This window comes from Shinella sp. H4-D48, from assembly GCF_022637395.1.
GTDB lineage: Bacteria > Pseudomonadota > Alphaproteobacteria > Rhizobiales > Rhizobiaceae > Shinella > Shinella sedimenti.
In genome coordinates this window covers 1,007,313-1,025,572 of the sequence record NZ_CP093337.1, presented here as the reverse complement: position 1 = coordinate 1,025,572, position 18,260 = coordinate 1,007,313, and the positions used below count along the sequence as shown (strand labels likewise).

The following is an 18,260-nucleotide window of genomic DNA, read 5'->3' as shown; positions in this document are numbered from 1 at the left end:
CTAGTAGGGCCGGCCTTCTCTGTTTTTATTCGGCCGCCGTCTCGGTCTCGGCCGCGTCATCGGCGATGAAGCCGCCGGACTGGCGGGTCCACAGGTCGGCGTAGATGCCGCCGCGGGCGACCAGTTCGGCATGCGTGCCGGTCTCGCTGATGCGGCCCTTGTCGAGCACGACGAGGCGGTCCATCTCCGTCAGCGTCGACAGGCGGTGGGCGATGGCGATCACCGTCTTGCCCTGCATGAGGGCGAAGAGGTTTTCCTGGATGGCCGCCTCGACTTCCGAATCGAGCGCCGAGGTCGCCTCATCCAGCACGAGGATCGGCGCGTCCTTCAGGAAGACGCGGGCGATGGCGATGCGCTGGCGCTGGCCGCCGGAGAGCTTCACGCCGCGCTCGCCGACCTGGGCATCGAGGCCGCTGCGACCCTGGTGGTCGCTCAGGCTTTCGATGAAGTCCCAGGCATTCGCACGCCTTGCCGCCTCCATGATCTCGGCATCCGTCGCGTCCGGTTTGCCATAGGCAATGTTGTCGCGAATGGAGCGGTGCAGCAGGGAGGTGTCCTGCGTCACCACGCCGATCTGCGAGCGCAGGCTGTCCTGCGTCACGGTGGAGATGTCCTTGCCGTCGATCGTGATCCGGCCGGCCTCCAGATCGTAGAAGCGCAGGAGCACGTTCATCAGCGTCGTCTTGCCGGCGCCGGACCGGCCGACGAGGCCGACCTTCTCGCCGGCGGCGATGTCGAGCGACAGGTCCTCGATCGCACCCTTGTTCTTGCCATAGTGGAAGCGGACGTGATCGAAAGTGATGGCCCCCTTTGCCGTCGGCAGCGGCGGCGCCTGGGGCGCATCCTTGATATCGTGCGGCTTGGTCATCATGCCCATGCCGTCATAGACCGTGCCGATATTCTCGAACAGCGCGGTCACTTCCCACATCACCCACTGCGACATGCCGTTGATGCGCATGGCAAGGCCGGCGGCCACCGCGACGGCACCGACTGTCACATCGCCCGACATCCAGAAATAGATGCCGATGGCCGTGGTGAAGAACATCGCGATGACATTGTTGATGTCGATGGCGATGTTGAAGGCCGTGATGAAGCGCATCTGCTTGTGCACCGTCTGCAGGAACTCGTCCATGCCTTCGCGGGCATAGGTTTCCTCGCGGCCGGCGTGCGAGAACAGCTTCACGGTCGCGATGTTCGTGTAGCTGTCGACGATACGGCCCGTCATCATGGAGCGCGCATCCGCCTGCATGCGCGAAACCCGCATGAGCTTCGGCACGAAGTAGCGCAGGATGCAGATATAGACGACGAACCATACGAGCAACGGCACCACGAGGCGCAGGTCCGCCGACGCGATGATGGCGATCATCGAAACGAAGTAGCTCACCACATAGATGAAGACGTCGATGATCTTCATGACCGTTTCGCGCACGGCAAGCGAGGTCTGCATTACCTTCGTCGAGACGCGGCCCGCGAACTCGTTGGAGAAGAAGGTCATGCTCTGGCGGATGAGATACCGATGCATCTGCCAGCGGGCGATCATCGGGAAATTGCCCGCAAGCGCCTGGTGCATGGTCATCGTGTGCAGCGCGCCGAAAAGCGGAATGAGCACGAGCAGAAGCACGGCCATCCAGATCAGCGTACCGCCCTCGCGGGTGAGGAACGTGCCGGGATCGCCGGCCGAGAGCCAGTCGACGATATTGCCGAGGAACTGGAACAGCAGCACTTCGGCGATACCGAGCGCCATGGAGCAGAAGCCCAGCACGGCAAGCCACGGCGCCGCCGGGCGCGTGTAGTGCCAAAGGAAGGGGAGTATTCCCTTGGGCGGAAGCGAGGGCGCCTCCGCGGGATAGGGATTCAAACGTCTTTCGAACCAGCCGAACATGGCTTTCTCCGTAATAGAAACGACGGAACCGGTACGCACGGCGCAAAAGGGCGCAGTCGGGAGCGGGTTCCGCTTGGCGTGCCGCGGGGCGACGAAAGGCGTCACACGGCGAATTGATATGCAGGCACGAAGGGAATGAGGGCGGCGAAATGCCTAAGCGAGAAGAGGCGTGATTCCTGCCGGGAGGCGCAGCCGATGGGCGTTATTCATCATGTTCCTCCCTTTCTCGCGTTTCAGATGTGCCGTGGTTAACCCGAAACGATGCAATTTTCCAGCCGCTTCCTGGCGATTTCCCATCTGCGACTAATTCTGTTGCCTTGCCGCCACATTCATCCGCGCCTGCCCCTTCCCGCTCGGGCCCACCTCGCGCCGTTTTCGCCGCGCGCCATGAAAACGGCGTCGCATCGGGCTGCGAATTGTTATAGCGAGACGGCATGTCCGCACTTCGCATTGCCCTCTACCAGCCAGATATCGCCGGCAATACCGGCACGATGCTGCGTTTCGCCGCCTGCATGGGGCTCGCCGTAGACATCATCGAGCCGGCCGGCTTCGACATATCCGACCGCAGCCTGAAGCGCGCCGGCATGGACTATCTCGCCTCGGTGACGCTGACGCGCCATGTCAGCTGGGACCGGTTCGAGGATTGGCGCAGCCAGACCGGCCGCCGCCTGATTCTCGCCTCCACCAAGGCGGCGGGCATCTATACAGACTTCGCCTACCGGCCCGACGACATCCTGCTTTTCGGTCGCGAAAGCGCCGGCGTACCGGACCATGTTCACGACATCGCCGACGGACGCGTCCTTATCCCGATGGTCGAGGCACAGCGCTCCATCAACGTCGCGCTCTCCGCCGCAATGATCTGCGGCGAAGCGCTGCGCCAGACCGGGTTCGTCTGACGCGCTTTCCGGCAAGCCCCTATGCATGCCGACCGGAGACGACCGCACCGTTATCCCGCCACAGCAGCCGTGCCGCGAAGGCCGCGATGCCGATGACCAGGACAATGGCTCCGACGACGGCATACGCCGCCTCGAAACCCGACGCCGAAATGAGCGGCTGCGAAACCACAGGCGAAAGGAACTGGCCCGCAAAGATACTCGCGACCAGCAGACCGGAGATCCGGCCGCGCAGCGCGGGTGGCGCCAGAACCATCGCGGCCGCCGCGAAGTTCGGCATGATCGTGCCCATGCACACGCCGGAGACCGCCATCGCGAGGAGCACACCGGCATAGCTTTGCGCATACGACAGCAGCAGGAAGGAAAGCCCGGCCGAAACGAAACCGAGGCTGAACACGCCCATGATGCCGAGCCGGCGCCGGACCGGCGCAAAGGCAAGGGCACTCATCACGCCGACGAGCTGGCCGGCGCCGATCGCCGTGCCCGCCAGACTGGGCGCGGCAAAGCCGAGATGCGCCAGATAGAACGGCAACTGCGTCGGGATCATGTAGAATGCGATCATGTTGATGATCGCCGCTGCAAACAGCAGGGCGAGCAGCGTCACCCCGCGCCCGCCAAGCCGGCCCTGCCCTTCGACCACCCCCTTCGTCGGTGCACGACGCGGCTCCGGCAGGAACGCGATGGCCGCCGGCAAAAGCAGGATCGCCACCGCGTAGATGAGGAAGGGGCCGCGCCAGTGGACCTCCGCCAGGAAGCCGCCGCCCGTGAGGAAGATCGTGCCGCCGATCCCCACAAAGGCCTGCTGCAAACCCATGTAGCGATCGCGCGCAGCTCCCTGGAAGAAATCGCCGACAAGCGCCGTCGTCGCCGTCATGATGCCGCCGATCGCAATGCCAAGCACGGCCCGCCCTACCAGCAGTCCCGGCAGGGTATCGGCAAACAGCCCCGACGCGCCGGCCAGTGTAAAGAGGACAAGCGAAGCGAGCAGAAGCGGCTTGCGGCCGAAGCGGTCGACCACAAAGCCGGCGGCCGGCGAAAACAACGCGATGAACGCCGCCGGCAGTGTCAGCACCAGCCGGCTGAGCAGCGCCACATTGTCGACATCGGCAAAACGCGCGGCGATGCCCGGCAGGGAGGCGGAAATCGTTGCGCCCGACATGATGGTGAGCGTGCTGATCATCAGCATCGTTGCGTTGCGGCGATAATCCTGGGGCGAGCGCGCAACCTCTGCGGTCGCATAATCGGCCGGTCTCATGCCGCCACCTCGTCATAACGCGTTGCGATCCGCGCCGCCTTCAGGGCATGCGCCCACCAGGCAAGACGCGACATCAGCACGGCGAGCTGGCCGTTCAATATGCCGGGACGGAACGGATTGCCGGCGGGGTCGAACTGCGTCCAGGCATGGGCGAGGCTCACCGTTTCGCGGATCGTCACCGCATGCAGCTCCGCAAAGACCAGCCGCAACTGCTCGACAGCGCGCAGACCGCCCGAGACGCCGCCGTAGCACACGAAGGCGACAGGCTTGGCGTGCCACGGCCTGAAGGAGCTGTCGATGATTGCCTTCAGTGCTGCGGGATAGGCGTGGTTATATTCGGGCGTCACGATGAGGAAGGCATCCGCCTGCGAAATGCGGCTTTCCACCAGCGCCGCCGACGCTTCGTCGAGACCGCCGGGTGTGAAGGCAAGCTCCGCCGCATCGATACGGACGATATCATATTGAGAGAAGCTGGCGAGCTCCGGTTCCAGCCATCCCGCGACCGTATCGGCGAAACGACCCTCGCGGCCGCTGCCATAGATAAGGGCGATGGTCAGTCGTGTTGTCATGTGTTTGGGGCTCCGTTGAAAACTGGGAGCCCGTGGTATAAAACCTCAACTAAACCTGAGGTCAACACCATGATGGAAAAATGTCCCAACGGCGCGATGTCCCGGGAACTCAGCGTCGGCGAGGTTGCCGAACGCAGCGGGGTGGCGGTGTCGACCCTGCATTTCTACGAAGAGAAGGGGCTCATCCACAGCCAGCGCAATCGCGGCAACCAGCGGCGCTACCCCCGCAGCATCCTGCGGCGTGTCGCAGTGATCAAGGTTGCGCAGCGCACCGGCATACCACTTGCCGAGATTGCCGAAGCACTGTCCGTGCTTCCCCATGACAGGCCGCTGACTGTAAAGGACTGGAACGCGCTCTCAAAGACCTGGCGCGGCAAGCTCGACGAGCGCATCGCGCGGCTGACGCGGCTGCGCAACCAGCTCGACGGCTGCATCGGCTGCGGATGTCTTTCGATGCAGGAATGCCCGCTGCGCAACCCGCTCGATACGCTAGGCGCCGAAGGCCCGGGCCCGAGACTGCTCGAGCCCGATGTCCCTTAGTCGAGGCGCGTGACCAGGAGCTTGTCGACGCGGCGGCCGTCCATATCGACGACCTCGAAGCGCCAGCCCTGGGTTTCGGTGACCTCGCCGGTCTTCGGGAGCTTCTGCAGCGATTCGATGACGAGACCGGCGGCTGTCTGGTAGCTGCGGCGCGCCGGCAGCGACAGACCGAGCCGATCGGCCATTTCATCGATCGGCATGGCGCCGGAAATGAGCCACGAACCGTCGTCGCGCTGAACGGCATATTCGTCGTCCCCCTCCTCGATATCGGAGCGGAACACGCCGGCAATCGCCTCCAGCACGTCGGCGGGAGTGATGACGCCCTCGAAGTGGCCGTACTCGTCGTGGATGAGCAGGATCGGCACTTCCGAATTGCGCAGCGTATCGAGAACGCGCATCGCATCCATCGTATCCGGTACGATCGGCGCGGGACGAACGAAGGAGCGGATGTCGAGCGGTTGGCCGCTCAGCAGGGCAGAAAGCAGCTCGCGCTTTTGTACCACCCCGACGATGGTTTCCGGTCCGCCATCGGCGACCGGCAGGCGCGAATGCTGGCTCTCAACGAGCTGCTGGTGAATTTCCTCGACCGTGTCGCCAAGATCGATCCAGTCCACATCGTTGCGCGGCGTCATGAGGCCGCGCGCCTCGCGGTCGGAAAAGCGCATGACGCCGGCGATCATCAGCTTTTCGCCGCCCTCGATGACGCCGGCGGCTTCCGCCTCGGCCACGATGGTCCTGATCTCCTCGTCCGTCACGACCGTTTCGGAGGCCGCATGCTGGCCCATGAGACGGAAGATAAGGCGCGTCGAGGCATCGAGCGCCCAGACGGCAGGCGCGCCGATCTTGGACAGAAGCGACATGGAGGGCGCAACCATCGAGGCGAAACGCTCGGGATTGCGCAGCGCGATCTGCTTGGGCACCAACTCGCCGACGACGACGGACAGATAGGTGATGATGAAGATGACGATACCGTAGCCCAGCGGGTCGGCCAGCCAGTCAGGCACGCCCTCGGCGGCAAGGATGTTACGCAGGCGGCCGCCGAGCGCCGCACCCGAGAACGCACCGGCGAGAATGCCGATAAGCGTGATGCCGATCTGGACGGTGGAGAGGAACTTACCGGGGTCTTCGGCCAGTCGCAGCGCCGTAGCTGCGCCGCGCACGCCCTGCGCCGCCATGGTTTTCAGGCGGGGCTTGCGAGCGGAAACGATGGAAAGTTCGGAAAGGGCAAAAACCCCGTTGAAGAGGATAAGGAAGACGGCAATCGCGAGTTCGAACAAGGACTATGAGCCGTGCTTGAGAACCGCAACGGCGCCTTTCTGTTGATGACAATGGCGGTAAAATAGGGGGGCCGCGCTCCGCCGTCAATCGAGCTTGCACATATGGCGCTTCATCACGTCCTGCAGCAGTGCCTCAATCGGCGCTCGGCAACCGGCGCATGGTGAACTCGATGCGGTCGCCGTCCAGCGCGCGCCAGCTTTCCACTTCTGTCCAGTAGGCCGCCTTCGGCCATTGGTCGAACCACTCGCGGGCCTTCTCACGGGCGTCCTGACGCTCCATGCAGAAGGTCTCGCGCACGAAATGCCCTCCGGTCGCACCTTTCGCGAGCCGGCTGCGCTCGATGTGGCGACGGAGCCCGTCGAGGGGCGGCGGTCCTGGAACACGCGCCATGCAGGTTTCCTCCTGGCAGCACATTCTATACGCTCAATATAGGCCGGATCTGCCCGTTTTGCGAGTCCCGCCGTCCCCAGCGGAAATGCCCCGCTTTGTTGCCAAATGGTGCAAAGTTAAGGAGTGTGACCGAAATGCGATTCGGCGGCGCGGCCGTCAGCGGGAAACATCATGGAACGACCAAACCTGCCGAAAGGCCTGCCCGAAGACATCGAAGACAAGAAGGCCGCTGCCCGCGCATGGTTCGAGCATCTGCGCGACGCGATCTGCGCGAGCTTCGAAGCCATCGAGAACGAGCTGGAAGGTCCGCTGTCGGACATGCAGCCCGGCCGCTTCGTGGCCAAGGACTGGCTGCGCGAGGGTGGCGAAGGTGGCGGCGGCCGCATGTCGATGATGGAAGGCCGCGTCTTCGAGAAGGTCGGCGTCCATACATCCACCGTCTATGGCGAATTCTCCCCCGAATTCCGCGGGCAGATCCCCGGCGCGGATGAGGACCCTAGCTTCTGGGCCTCGGGCATTTCGCTGATCGCCCATCCGGTCAATCCCAATGTCCCGGCCGTGCACATGAACACGCGCATGGTCGTCACCACCAGCCGCTGGTTCGGCGGCGGCGCGGACCTGACGCCCGTGCTGGACCGTCGTCGGGTGATGAGCGACCCGGACACCGCCCTGTTCCACAAGGCGATGGAGATCACCTGCAACCGCCATGCGGTGGCCGATCACGCAAAATTCAAGGAGTGGTGCGACGAGTACTTTTTCCTGAAGCACCGCAACGAGCCGCGCGGCACCGGAGGCATCTTCTATGACTGGCTGCATTCGCCGGAAGAACTCGGCGGCTGGGATGCGGATTTCGCCTTCACGCAGGATGTCGGCCGCGCCTTCGCCATGGTCTATCCCCGCATCGTGCGCTCCAATTTCAACAAGGGCTGGACGGAAGAGGACCGCGACGAACAGCTCGTGCGTCGCGGCCGCTATGTCGAATTCAACCTGCTTTATGACCGCGGCACGCTGTTTGGTCTGAAGACCGGCGGCAATGTCGATTCCATCCTGTCGTCGCTTCCGCCCGTGGTTCGCTGGCCCTGACGTCTGGCCTCCGGACCTCCCCGATATGCTCCCTAGCGGTGTTGTGAACGGGGCTTGATCCTTTTGCGTGGTACACTACCTCTATTGAGGTACTCGTGGAGGAGACAGTCATGAGCAATGCCGCAAAGAACGGATTGCAGTCGGGCAACGACCCGCAGTCCGTCGACTTTATCAATCGTTTTGCCGAAACCATGCGCGCCGAAAGTGGCGTCGATCTTCCGCATGACTATTTCGTCGCCGAAGCGCGGATGCGCCTTGCCGGCGGGACCGTGCATCATATGCCCAGCCAGACTGCCAAGCCGGGCAAGCCGGAGACGTCCGCCTGCTTCGACGCCTGGGCGAAGGCAGGTCACAACAGCTGATTTCGAAGCGTCGGGTGGAACCCTGACCGGCTCTGCGGATTTGGCTCTCGGGGCCATGTCTGCTAAACTGCCCCCGTTGAAACGACAGGAGATAGTCATGAGACTTTTTGAATGCGGTTCACTTGTCCCGGGATGCGACTGGCACACACGCGCCAGCGACGACGCTGAAGTCGTGCGCCGCGCCGTGGAGCACATGCGTACAGCCCATGGCGAAACCACGATCCGCGAAAACATGGTGGAAAACATCAAGCAGCGCATCGTCGACGAAAAGACCGCCGACGCCGCCTGACGGCTGAAGCGGGATGACGGGAGGGTCAGCCCTCCCCGGCGAGCGCCTTAAGCCGGGCAAGCAGCCTTGCCCGGTCATCATGGAAATTACCCCCCACCCATTCTTCCTCGATACGCTCCAAAATCGTGCCCACCGCCGGCCCAGCCGAAACACCAGCGGCAAGCACATCTGCTCCCGTCAGCGGGAAAGTTGGCTTCTGCCATTTTTCAGCGCGCGCCAGCAAACGCTGGCAGAGCCCGGCGAAAGCAAGTACATCCGCATCGCCAAGTCCACGTGCGCGGGCCGAAGCGAGCGCAAGCCTCAACCGCATTGAAAGTCCTTTCGGACCGTTACGGTAGAGCAGCCGGTCAAAGGCGGTTTCCGCCAGTTTCGGCGCAATCTCGGGTGCGGCCGCCCAGCCATCGAGAACAGCGGCCTCCGCCTTGGAGAGGCGCAACCGCTCGGCAAGCGCCTTCAGCCGCTCACGATCCGGCGGCACGATGGCCGCCAGCCTGAGCAGCGCATCCGGCTGCCAGCCGAAGGCTTTCTCGGCCTCGATGAGCCCGGGGACCGCGTCGATGCCCCATTTCTCCGTCTCAGGCAGGATTTCGGTCAGCACGCCAGCCTGCCGCATCCACAGCAGCGCGCGGCCCGGATCAGGAGCAGCCAGAAGTTTCTTCGTCTCGGACCAGACCCGCTCGGCCGACAGCCGCCCAAGCTTGTCCTTTGCCCGCGCACAGGCCTTCAGCCCCTCGGCATCCGGTCGGCCGCGGCCGTAGAGCGCGAAAAATCGGAAAAAGCGCAGGATGCGCAGATGATCCTCGTCGATGCGCGTCGCTGCGTCGCCGATGAAGCGCACCGTGCGGCTTTCGATATCCGGCAGACCGTTCACGAGGTCGATCACCGTACCGTCCTGTGTCGCGTAAAGCGCGTTGATGGTCAGGTCGCGCCGCTCCGCATCGGTCTGCCAGTCGGTGCCGAACGCGACTTCCGCGCGGCGTCCGTCTGTCGCCACGTCGCGGCGCAGTGTCGTCACCTCGAACGGTTTGCCGCCGATGACGAGCGTGACCGTACCGTGCTCGATGCCGGTCGGCACCGCCTTGATATCAGCGGCCTTCGCCCGCTCCACCACGCCCTGCGGCGGCAATGTCGTGGCGATGTCTATATCCGCGACAGCCAGGCCCATCAGGCTGTTGCGCACCGCGCCGCCCGCCACCCGCGCCTCGCCGCCCTCGTTGTTCAGCAGCGAAAGCACCTGCCCGAGCGCCGGATCGGAAAACCACGCCTCGCCCGCAACAGACGTCATGCATAAAGCCTTTCATAGATCACCCGCACGATGCCGGCGGTGATGCCCCAGATGTTATGCCCCTCATAGGGCATGCGATAATAATGCCGTTCGCTGCCGAGCCAGACGCCGCTGCCCTGCGCGTGATTGCGCGGGTCCATCAGGAAGGACAGCGGCACGTCGAAGACCTTGTCGACTTCCGACGGATTGGGAATGAGCTCGAAGCCCGGCTGCACCACCGCCAGAACAGGCGTGATGGAGAAACCCGACAAAGCCTTGTATTGCGGCAGGCGCCCGACCGGCTCCACGAAACGGCGGTCGAGGCTGATTTCCTCCTCCGCCTCGCGCAGGGCGGCCGCCTCTACGTCCGCATCCTCGTCATCCACGGCTCCGCCCGGAAAAGCGATCTGGCCGGAATGCTTGCGCAGCGTCGCCGTCCGCTGGGTGAAGATCACCCGCGCCTCCTCGCCATCGTCGACGACGGGGATCAGCACCGCCGCATAGCGCAGCTTCATGCCTTCCAGATGGGGAATGACGGCGGGGTTGAGCAGGCTGTCGCCATGCTCGCGCCAGGTCTCGTCACCGATGCTGCGCATCTGCGCGACGGCACGGCGGCGGAACTCCGCAGCACTGTAAGGCGTAGAACTCATCGCGAAAGTGCATCCAGCTCGGCAGCCGGCATGACGGGAAAGACCATGCCGCCCGAGCGCACCGCAAACATGTCGACGCCGTCGATCGCGATGGTTTCGCCAAGCGCCACCAGATCGTACATCACGGCGCGCGAGACGAGCGCCTCCAGCCGGCCGCGCACGAGGAGATAGGGCTTCAGCTCGCTGTTTTCGCCCGCGATAACGAAACGCAGCGGATGCTCCGGCCCGACCTCGACAACGTCGCCGACATTGGTGCGGAAGGTGAGCGTCTGCGCCGCGCCCACGCCGCTCGCATTCATCTCCACTGCCAGAAACGGCGCATCGACGACGCGGATGCCGACCTTCTCGACCGGCGTCACCAGATAGGTCCGGCCGTCCTCGTCCTTGCGCAGGACCGTGGAGAAAAGGCGCACCAGCGGTGCACGGCCGATCGGCGTTCCCAGGTAGAACCAGGTACCGTCGGCACGGATTTCCATGTCGATGTCGCCACAGAACGGCGGGTTCCAGCGCTCGACCGGCGGCAGGCCTCGTCCGCCCGTCTCCGCGCCGGCGCGCGCGATCAGGGCGGCCAGTCCCGCCGCATCCGTGCTTTCGCGAATTTCACCTGTTGCCATTGTTCCGTCCCGGTTCACCCCTATCTCCGCAAGAGACCGTTCTTCCCGCGAGGAAAGGGTGGATACACTCACGAGATAGTCATTTCGTGGCCGCTTGTCAGCCACGGCTGCGCTAATAAGGTCTTTATGTAGGACGCGGACGCGGCATGACCACGATTCGCAGGTCATTCATTACCGGCACTGGAGATGAGCATGGGCGTTCAGAATTCCCACGAGGCAGGCCTGGACGAAAAGGCGGTGATCGCGGCGGCCGAACGGGCCCTTTCGGATATCGCCGTCATCCGCAAGGAAGTCTCCAAGGTGATCTTCGGCCAGGAAAGCGTGGTCGAGCAGACCATGCTCGCCGTGCTCTCCGGCGGTCATGCGCTGCTCGTCGGCGTGCCGGGCCTCGCCAAGACGAAGCTCGTCGTGACGCTCGGCACCGTGCTCGGCCTTGCCTCCAGCCGCATCCAGTTCACGCCTGACCTCATGCCGTCGGATATTCTCGGCTCGGAAGTCATGGACCAGGACGAAAACGGAAAACGCTCCTTCCGCTTCGTGCCCGGCCCGATCTTCACCCAGCTCCTGATGGCTGACGAAATCAACCGTGCCTCGCCACGTACCCAGTCCGCCCTGCTCCAGGCCATGCAGGAATATCATGTGACGGTGGCCGGCGCCCGCAACGACCTGCCGAAGCCCTTCCACGTTCTGGCGACCCAGAACCCGCTGGAACAGGAGGGCACCTATCCCCTGCCCGAGGCGCAGCTCGACCGCTTCCTGCTGCAGGTCGATGTCGACTATCCCGAGCTTGCCGCCGAGCGGCAGATCCTACTCGAGACGACCGGCGTCAGCGAGACGCGGGCCGAAGCCGCCATCTCGGCCGAACGGCTGGTGGAGATCCAGACCCTCATCCGCCAGATGCCGGTGAGCGAGAAAGTGCTCGACGCGATCCTCTCGCTTGTGCGTTCAGCCCGCCCCGGCAATGGCATCGCCTCGACCGACAAGCATGTCGCCTGGGGCCCAGGCCCGCGCGCCGGACAGGCGATGATGCTGTGCGCCCGCGCCCGCGCGCTCTACGAGGGTCGCCTTGCGCCCTCGGTTGACGATGTGCTGGCGCTGGCCGAACCCGTGCTCCAGCACCGCATGGCACTGACCTTCGCAGCCCGCGCCGAAGGCATGTCGGTTCGTGATGTGATTGCCGATCTCGTCCGGCAGGCGGGCGGCTGAGCGGAGAAAGCGCATGGCCTCCGTCGGGCAGATCGTCGAGCCAACACCGACCCGCGACGTGCTTTCGCGGGCGCAGGCGCGCGCCGCCCTCATTCCCGATTGCATGGTAGAGGCCCAGCGCCTCGCCAATACGGTGATCGCCGGCTGGCACGGCCGCCGCAAGCGCGGTATCGGCGAGAATTTCTGGCAGTTCCGCCCCTATGTCGATGGCGAAAGCCTGTCGCGCATCGACTGGCGACGCTCGGCCCGTGACGATCATACCTATGTGCGTGACCGCGAATGGGAAGCCGCCCACACCGTCTGGGTCTGGGCCGATCTCTCCCCCTCGATGATGTACAAGTCGACTTTCGGCACGGTCTCCAAGGAGAGCCGCGCGCTCGTCATCATGCTGGCGCTGGCCGAAATCCTCGCGCGCTCGGGCGAACGTATCGGCTGCCCTGGAATCATGGAGCCGATCGCAGCGCGCAATGCCGCCGAGCGCCTCGCCACCGCCCTCATGCACAACCCCGCCACCGGCGGCCTGCCGGACACCGGCATGATCCGCGGCAGCAGCGATGTCGTGCTGATCGGCGATTTCCTTGATCCGGTCCAAGACGTCATGGCGCGCCTCGGCCCGCTGGCCCGTCGCGGCCTCAAGGGTCATGTCATTGAGGTCGCCGACCCGGCAGAAGAGACCTTCCCGTATACCGGCCGCACCGAATTCACCGACCCCGAAAGCGGGCAAAAGATCACCGCCGGCCGCGCCGAGACGCTGAAGGACGACTATGCCCGCGCCTATGTCGCGCGACGCGAAACGCTGGCCGAAAGCCTGCGCCATCTCGGCTGGAGCTTCGTGCCGCACCGAACGGACCGTCTCGCCTCCGAAGCGCTGGTCGCCGTGCACATGTATCTCTCCGGCATGCCGGCGATGCGGGCGGAGCGCGGCCGATGAGTGCCTTCGCTTTCGCCTTTCCCGCCGTGCTGACCACGCTGGTTCTGCTGCCCGTCATCTGGTGGCTGCTGCGCCTCACGCCGCCCAAGCCGCAGGCCGAGGTTTTTCCGCCATTCGCCATCCTCGCCTCGATCCTCAAGCGCGAGGAGACGCCGGCGCAAAGCCCCTGGTGGCTGACGCTGCTGCGCATGCTCATGGCCGCCGCCGTTGTCTTTGCCATCGCCGACCCCGTCTTCAATCCGCGCACCAACACACTGGCATCGAGCGGCCCGCTCGCGCTCGTCGTCGACAACACCTGGGCCTCGGCCACCGACTGGCAAAGCCGTGTCGACACGGCCACCACGCTGATCGATGATGCGGAAAGCCGGAACGTGCCGATCGCGCTGGTGCTGACCGCCGAACGCCAGCATGATGCGGTGCCGGTCGATGCCGCGACCGCGCGCACGCGCCTTGCCGCCGCCGAGCCGCGCCCGTTGCTCGCCGACCGCACCGCCGCGATCGCCTCGCTGCGCACCGCGCTCGATGGTGCTGCGCCCGGCACGCTCGCCTTCATCAGCGACGGCATGGCCGGCGGCGAGACGGACGAAACCGTTGCCGCCCTGCAAGGGCTCTCGCCCGCCGATCTGCGCCTGATCGAGGGCGACGGTGCGGCGGCTGTCGCCATTACCGCCGCGGTGAATGGCGCGGATGCATTGACCGTCGCCCTCACCCGCCTCGATGGCGGCCCGGCACGCAGCCTGCCGCTGACGGCTTATGATTCGCGCAGCCGCCCTATCGCTACCGGGACCGCGAGCTTCGCGGCGGGCGCGACGACGACGACCGGCACCATCACGGCCCCCTTCGAGCTGCGCAACGACTTTGCCCGCATCAGCATCGACGGCCTCGCCAATGCCGGCGGCGCCTATCTGCTCGATGACGGCTTCCGCCGACGCCGCGTCGCCTTCCTGTCCGGCGAGGTGGTGGATGCGAGCCAGCCGCTGCTGTCGCCGCTGCACTATATCAACCGTGCGCTTGCGCCCTATGCCGATCTCATTGAACCGAACGTGGCGGACCTTTCTATCGCCATTCCCCAGATTCTCGAGCAGAATCCGTCGGTCCTGATCATGGCCGATATCGGCCGCCTGCCAGAGGATGTACAGAGCGAGGTCCAGCGCTGGATCGAAGCCGGCGGCATGCTCATCCGCTTCGCCGGTCCGCGCCTTGCGGCCGCCCCGGGCGACGATCCGCTCGTGCCCGTGGTGCTGCGCAAAGGCGAACGCGCGCTTGGCGGCGCGCTGTCCTGGTCCGAGCCGCAGCCGCTGTCGGCCTATCCGTCCAACAGCCCGTTCTTCGGCATGCGTGCGCCGCAGGACATCCTGATCAAGCGGCAGGTCCTTGCCGAACCGACGCCCGACCTCGCCGAACGCACCTGGGCGAGCCTTGCCGATGGCACGCCGCTGGTCACAACGGGCCCGCTCGGCTCCGGCCGCATCGTGCTTTTCCACATCAGTGCAGAAACGGGATGGTCGAACCTGCCGTTGTCGGGCGATTTCGTGGAAATGCTCCGGCGTACCGTGCAGCTTTCCCGCGGCGGCGGCGTCTCGGCCGAAGGCGGCCAGGCAACCACGGGCCTGCCCCCCTATCGCCTGATGACCGCAAACGGCACGCTTGCCGCGGCAACCGGCGAGGCCAAACCGCTCGCGGCCGGCGATGGTTCTAAGGTCGTGGCGAGCTTCGACAATCCCCCCGGCCTCTACGGTTCGGAGGACGGCTATGTCGCGCACAACCTCTTCCCGCCGGAGCACACCATTCGCCCGCTTGTCGTTCCCGAAGGCGCAAGCATCCTGCGCGAGCCGCTTGCCGGCAAGGAGACCTGGTCGCTGAAACCCTATCTCTTCACGCTCGCGGCCCTGCTGCTGATCCTCGATTGCGCCATCGTGCTTCTGATAGGCGGCGCCTTTGCCGCTGCCGCCCGTCGCGTGCCACGCCGCGGTACGACCGCCGCCGTGCTCCTCGCCCTCTTCGCCGGCGCCCTGATGGCAATGCCGCAGCAAGGCCATGCGGCCGACAGCAAGCCCGGAGACGAGACCATTCTCTCACGGCTCGACACAACGCATCTGGCCTATGTCGTCACCGGCGAAAGCGAAGTGGACCGCATCTCCGAACGCGGTTTGGCCGGCCTGACTGAATTCCTGACTTACCGCACCACACTGGAGCCCGGCGAGCCTGCCGGCATCGACATCGAGAAGGACGAGCTGGCGCTCTACCCGATCATATACTGGCCGGTCAGCGCCACGGCCTCCATGCCGTCCAATGCCGCGATCAGCCGCATCGACGCCTATATGCGCAACGGCGGCACGGTGCTGTTCGACACGCGCGACCAGTACATCAACCTCGACGGCAATGCGACAAGCCCCAATACGGAGCGCCTGCAGGCCATTCTCGCCAATCTCGACATTCCGCCGCTGGAGCCCGTGCCGGCCGACCACGTGCTCACCAAATCCTTCTACCTGCTGGCCAATTTCCCGGGCCGTTATGCCGGAAGTCCTCTGTGGGTCGAGGCGGAACTCGACCGCGCAGAAGACCCGTCGCGGCCGGCGCGCGCGGGCGACGGCGTTTCGCCGATCATGATCACCGGCAACGATTTTGCCGGTGCTTGGGCGATCGACACCAACGGCATGGCACTGCTGCCGACGGTGCCGCCGGACGAGTTGCAGCGCGAGCACGCCTTCCGCTCCGGCGTCAACATCATGATGTATATGCTGACGGGCAACTACAAGGCGGACCAGGTGCATGTGCCCGCCCTCCTCGAACGGCTGGGGCAGTGACATGACGCTTCAGTTCTCCCCCTTCCTGCCCTGGATCGCGATTGCCGCCATCGGCATCGTCGGGCTTGCGCTTGCAGCCCTCGGCTTCTGGCGCGGCCTGCGCGGTTCCGTCGTCCGGGCGGTGGCGCTCGCCCTTCTGGTGCTGGCGCTCGCCAATCCCGTCTTCCTTCAGGAGGACCGCGAGGCGCTGTCCACCATCGTCCCCGTCATCGTCGACCGCAGCCAGAGCCAAGACAACGAAACCCGCACCGCCCAGACCGATGCGGCGCTGGAGGGCCTGAAGGAGCGCTTCGCCCGCTATCCGCGCATCGAGCCGCGCATCGTGGAGGCCGGCGACGACGGCACGTCGGAAACGCCCTCGACGCGCCTGTTTGACGCGCTAAATGCCGCCATCGCGGACGTGCCGCGCTCGCGGGTGGGCGGCGCGATCATGATCACCGACGGGCAGGTACACGATATCCCCGATGCCGCGGCCTTCACGGGCTTCGACGCGCCGCTGCATGCGCTCGTCACGGGCCGTCCTGACGAATTCGACCGCCGGATCGAGGTGGTCAGCGCCCCGCGCTTCGGCATCGTCGGCGAAAAGCAGGAGCTGAAATTCCGTGTGGTGGATGACGGTGCAGGGCCCGGCGGCACGGCACGCGTCACGGTGCGCCTCAACGGCAACGAAATCGCCGCCGAAAACGCCACGCCGGGCACAGAACAGCCGCTCGAATTCACCGTGCCGCGCGGTGGCAACAACATTCTCGAATTCGAGGTAGCCCCGGTCGAAGGCGAGATCACGACGGCCAACAACCGCGCCGTCCACGTCATCGAAGGGATCCGCGAGAACCTGCGCGTGCTCCTCGTATCGGGCGAGCCGCATGCCGGCGAACGCGCCTGGCGCAACCTGTTGAAATCCGACACCGCGATCGACCTCGTGCATTTCACCATCCTGCGCCCGCCGGAAAAGCAGGACGGCACGCCGATCAACGAACTGTCGCTCATCGCCTTCCCGACGCGCGAACTGTTCGTGGACAAGATCAACGAGTTCGACCTCATCATCTTCGACCGCTACCAGCACCGTGGCGTGCTGCCGATTCTGTATTACGACAATATCGCGCAATATGTGGAGAATGGCGGGGCCCTGCTGATCGCCGCCGGCCCCGAACATGCCGGCAACGATTCCATCGCCGGCACGCCGCTCTCGGTCGTGCTGCCGGCGGCGCCCACCGGCGCGATGAACGAGACGCCCTTCTATCCCCGGCTGTCCGATCAGGGTAAAAAGCATCCCGTGACGCGCGGCCTGGAAGGCGCCAACGACGAGCCGCCGCACTGGGGCCGCTGGTTCCGCACCGTGGACGTGCAACGCCCGGACGGCAACGTCGTGATGGAAGCCAATGACGGCAAGCCGCTGCTCGTGCTCAACCGCGCCGGCAAGGGCCGCGTCGCCATGCTGCTCTCCGATCAGGGCTGGCTGTGGGCACGAGGCTTCGAAGGCGGCGGGCCCCATGTCTCGCTCTACCGGCGCACCGCCCACTGGCTGATGCAGGAACCGGCGCTGGAGGAAGAGGCGCTGACCGCGCGCACCTTCGGCCGCACCTTGCAGATCAACCGCCAGACCGTCGGCGATGCGCCCGGAGAGGCCACGCTCAAGCTGCCATCCGGCGCAACGCAACAGGTCGCGCTCACAGAAGCCGAACCCGGCCTCTACCGCGCCGAGGTCCAGACCACGGAAACCGGCCTCTACGAAATCACCAACGGCGATCTCAACGCGCTCGTTCATGTCGGCGCGGTCGATGCGCCCGAGTTCAAGGCGACGATCTCCACCACGCAGACGCTGAAGCCGCTCGCCGACGCCACAAGGGGCACCGTGCGTCGGCTGGTAGACGCCGAAGGCGGCGCGATTTCGCTGCCGCCCCTGCTGCCGGTCTCCGGGCAGGTCCGCACCGTCGATGAAGGCCGCCTGTCCTTGCGCATGACGGACGAGACCGTCCTGAAGGGCATCAATTCCCTGCCCTTGTTCGCCGGCTTTGCCGGTGTCGGCCTGCTGCTGCTTGCCTTCTCCGCGATGTGGTACCGCGAAGGCCGCTAGCGCGAAAAGCGCTGGCGGGCCGCCGTCGCTTGGGCTAGTCTTCCCGCACGGCCGGAGGCGGCCGGCAGACCCGCGCCTTTCCTGAAGGCATGGCGAACGCCTCCATCAGAACCTTTCTCCACCGTTCATCGTTGGGCGAAGGCGTCGGCAATGCGGGCACTGACGGGGACTTC

At 65.3% G+C, this 18,260-nt stretch carries 17 protein-coding genes; 9 read left to right on the top strand and 8 right to left on the bottom strand.

Annotated elements, in window-relative coordinates; genetic code table 11:
- Window positions 1-25 precede the first annotated feature (25 nt).
- Complete coding sequence (locus MNR02_RS04880) at window positions 26-1,882, bottom strand: ABC transporter ATP-binding protein (RefSeq protein WP_241948291.1); 1,857 nt, start codon at window positions 1,880-1,882, stop codon at window positions 26-28.
- Window positions 1,883-2,316: 434 nt separating this feature from the next.
- Between MNR02_RS04880 and MNR02_RS04875 the strand changes: the two genes are divergently transcribed.
- Complete coding sequence (locus MNR02_RS04875) at window positions 2,317-2,778, top strand: tRNA (cytidine(34)-2'-O)-methyltransferase (RefSeq protein ID WP_241948290.1); 462 nt, start codon at window positions 2,317-2,319, stop codon at window positions 2,776-2,778.
- Between the two features lie 19 nt (window positions 2,779-2,797).
- Here MNR02_RS04875 and MNR02_RS04870 read toward each other — a convergent pair whose 3' ends face one another.
- Both MNR02_RS04870 and MNR02_RS04865 read right to left on the bottom strand, forming a co-directional pair.
- The gene (locus tag MNR02_RS04870) at window positions 2,798-4,030 is read right to left on the bottom strand and encodes an MFS transporter (protein WP_241948289.1); all 1,233 of its coding nucleotides are present in this window, start codon (window positions 4,028-4,030) and stop codon (window positions 2,798-2,800) included.
- Window positions 4,027-4,599, bottom strand: coding sequence for an NADPH-dependent FMN reductase (locus MNR02_RS04865; protein WP_241948288.1), 573 nt, complete (start codon window positions 4,597-4,599; stop codon window positions 4,027-4,029). The genes MNR02_RS04870 and MNR02_RS04865 overlap by 4 nt, the downstream gene beginning before the upstream one ends.
- 72 nt (window positions 4,600-4,671) lie before the next feature.
- On the opposite strand from MNR02_RS04865, the gene soxR reads away from it, so the two are divergent.
- On the top strand, window positions 4,672-5,139 hold the full coding sequence (gene soxR, locus MNR02_RS04860; RefSeq protein ID WP_370879904.1) for a redox-sensitive transcriptional activator SoxR: 468 nt from the start codon (window positions 4,672-4,674) through the stop codon (window positions 5,137-5,139).
- Here soxR and MNR02_RS04855 read toward each other — a convergent pair.
- Window positions 5,136-6,416 (bottom strand): hemolysin family protein, encoded by a 1,281-nt coding sequence (locus tag MNR02_RS04855; protein WP_241598025.1) that lies wholly within the window; start codon window positions 6,414-6,416, stop codon window positions 5,136-5,138. The genes soxR and MNR02_RS04855 overlap by 4 nt on opposite strands.
- 133 nt (window positions 6,417-6,549) lie before the next feature.
- Window positions 6,550-6,807: a hypothetical protein gene (locus MNR02_RS04850; RefSeq protein WP_241598024.1), complete on the bottom strand. Its 258-nt coding sequence runs from the start codon at window positions 6,805-6,807 to the stop codon at window positions 6,550-6,552.
- Between the two features lie 171 nt (window positions 6,808-6,978).
- Between MNR02_RS04850 and hemF the strand changes: the two genes are divergently transcribed.
- The 3 genes from hemF (at window position 6,979) to MNR02_RS04835 (ending at window position 8,541) form a co-directional block, all read left to right on the top strand.
- A complete protein-coding gene (gene hemF / locus MNR02_RS04845; protein ID WP_241598022.1) occupies window positions 6,979-7,890 on the top strand; it encodes an oxygen-dependent coproporphyrinogen oxidase in 912 nt (303 codons plus the stop codon).
- A gap of 110 nt (window positions 7,891-8,000) precedes the next feature.
- A complete protein-coding gene (locus MNR02_RS04840) occupies window positions 8,001-8,252 on the top strand; it encodes a hypothetical protein (protein ID WP_241948287.1) in 252 nt (83 codons plus the stop codon).
- 97 nt (window positions 8,253-8,349) lie between these two features.
- Window positions 8,350-8,541 carry a DUF1059 domain-containing protein gene (locus tag MNR02_RS04835; RefSeq protein WP_241598018.1) on the top strand — a complete coding sequence of 64 codons (192 nt, stop codon included), beginning with the start codon at window positions 8,350-8,352 and terminating at the stop codon, window positions 8,539-8,541.
- Window positions 8,542-8,566: 25 nt separating this feature from the next.
- On the opposite strand, the gene MNR02_RS04830 is transcribed toward MNR02_RS04835, so the two are convergent.
- Genes MNR02_RS04830 through MNR02_RS04820 form a run of 3 tightly spaced genes read right to left on the bottom strand, consistent with a single transcriptional unit; the run spans window position 8,567 to window position 11,069 of the window.
- Window positions 8,567-9,826 carry a CCA tRNA nucleotidyltransferase gene (locus tag MNR02_RS04830; RefSeq protein ID WP_241948286.1) on the bottom strand — a complete coding sequence of 420 codons (1,260 nt, stop codon included), beginning with the start codon at window positions 9,824-9,826 and terminating at the stop codon, window positions 8,567-8,569.
- Complete coding sequence (locus MNR02_RS04825; RefSeq protein ID WP_241948285.1) at window positions 9,823-10,455, bottom strand: CoA pyrophosphatase; 633 nt, start codon at window positions 10,453-10,455, stop codon at window positions 9,823-9,825. Before MNR02_RS04825 ends, MNR02_RS04830 begins: the two co-directional genes overlap by 4 nt.
- On the bottom strand, window positions 10,452-11,069 hold the full coding sequence (locus MNR02_RS04820) for a DUF1285 domain-containing protein (protein ID WP_241948284.1): 618 nt from the start codon (window positions 11,067-11,069) through the stop codon (window positions 10,452-10,454). Before MNR02_RS04820 ends, MNR02_RS04825 begins: the two co-directional genes overlap by 4 nt.
- Window positions 11,070-11,261: 192 nt before the next feature.
- On the opposite strand from MNR02_RS04820, the gene MNR02_RS04815 reads away from it, so the two are divergent.
- The 4 genes from MNR02_RS04815 to MNR02_RS04800 are packed head-to-tail and all read left to right on the top strand — an operon-like array spanning window position 11,262 to window position 18,087.
- The gene (locus MNR02_RS04815) at window positions 11,262-12,275 is read left to right on the top strand and encodes a MoxR family ATPase (RefSeq protein ID WP_134647000.1); all 1,014 of its coding nucleotides are present in this window, start codon (window positions 11,262-11,264) and stop codon (window positions 12,273-12,275) included.
- A 13-nt stretch (window positions 12,276-12,288) separates the two neighbouring features.
- The gene (locus MNR02_RS04810; RefSeq protein ID WP_241948283.1) at window positions 12,289-13,206 is read left to right on the top strand and encodes a DUF58 domain-containing protein; all 918 of its coding nucleotides are present in this window, start codon (window positions 12,289-12,291) and stop codon (window positions 13,204-13,206) included.
- Window positions 13,203-16,013: a DUF4159 domain-containing protein gene (locus MNR02_RS04805; protein WP_241948282.1), complete on the top strand. Its 2,811-nt coding sequence runs from the start codon at window positions 13,203-13,205 to the stop codon at window positions 16,011-16,013. The genes MNR02_RS04810 and MNR02_RS04805 overlap by 4 nt, the downstream gene beginning before the upstream one ends.
- A gap of 1 nt (window position 16,014) precedes the next feature.
- Window positions 16,015-18,087 (top strand): hypothetical protein, encoded by a 2,073-nt coding sequence (locus MNR02_RS04800; protein WP_241948281.1) that lies wholly within the window; start codon window positions 16,015-16,017, stop codon window positions 18,085-18,087.
- Window positions 18,088-18,260: the final 173 nt, after the last annotated feature.

Excerpts from the sequence above, each read along its gene's own strand:
- MNR02_RS04880 (WP_241948291.1), bottom strand. The coding sequence starts at position 1,882 with ATGTTCGGCTGGTTCGAAAGACGTTTGAATCCCTATCCCGCGGAGGCG.
- MNR02_RS04875 (WP_241948290.1), top strand. The coding sequence starts at position 2,317 with ATGTCCGCACTTCGCATTGCCCTCTACCAGCCAGATATCGCCGGCAAT.
- MNR02_RS04870 (WP_241948289.1), bottom strand. The coding sequence starts at position 4,030 with ATGAGACCGGCCGATTATGCGACCGCAGAGGTTGCGCGCTCGCCCCAG.
- MNR02_RS04865 (WP_241948288.1), bottom strand. The coding sequence starts at position 4,599 with ATGACAACACGACTGACCATCGCCCTTATCTATGGCAGCGGCCGCGAG.
- soxR (WP_370879904.1), top strand. The coding sequence starts at position 4,672 with ATGGAAAAATGTCCCAACGGCGCGATGTCCCGGGAACTCAGCGTCGGC.
- MNR02_RS04850 (WP_241598024.1), bottom strand. The coding sequence starts at position 6,807 with ATGGCGCGTGTTCCAGGACCGCCGCCCCTCGACGGGCTCCGTCGCCAC.
- hemF (WP_241598022.1), top strand. The coding sequence starts at position 6,979 with ATGGAACGACCAAACCTGCCGAAAGGCCTGCCCGAAGACATCGAAGAC.
- MNR02_RS04840 (WP_241948287.1), top strand. The coding sequence starts at position 8,001 with ATGAGCAATGCCGCAAAGAACGGATTGCAGTCGGGCAACGACCCGCAG.
- MNR02_RS04835 (WP_241598018.1), top strand. The coding sequence starts at position 8,350 with ATGAGACTTTTTGAATGCGGTTCACTTGTCCCGGGATGCGACTGGCAC.
- MNR02_RS04830 (WP_241948286.1), bottom strand. The coding sequence starts at position 9,826 with ATGACGTCTGTTGCGGGCGAGGCGTGGTTTTCCGATCCGGCGCTCGGG.
- MNR02_RS04825 (WP_241948285.1), bottom strand. The coding sequence starts at position 10,455 with ATGAGTTCTACGCCTTACAGTGCTGCGGAGTTCCGCCGCCGTGCCGTC.
- MNR02_RS04820 (WP_241948284.1), bottom strand. The coding sequence starts at position 11,069 with ATGGCAACAGGTGAAATTCGCGAAAGCACGGATGCGGCGGGACTGGCC.
- MNR02_RS04815 (WP_134647000.1), top strand. The coding sequence starts at position 11,262 with ATGGGCGTTCAGAATTCCCACGAGGCAGGCCTGGACGAAAAGGCGGTG.
- MNR02_RS04810 (WP_241948283.1), top strand. The coding sequence starts at position 12,289 with ATGGCCTCCGTCGGGCAGATCGTCGAGCCAACACCGACCCGCGACGTG.
- MNR02_RS04805 (WP_241948282.1), top strand. The coding sequence starts at position 13,203 with ATGAGTGCCTTCGCTTTCGCCTTTCCCGCCGTGCTGACCACGCTGGTT.
- MNR02_RS04800 (WP_241948281.1), top strand. The coding sequence starts at position 16,015 with ATGACGCTTCAGTTCTCCCCCTTCCTGCCCTGGATCGCGATTGCCGCC.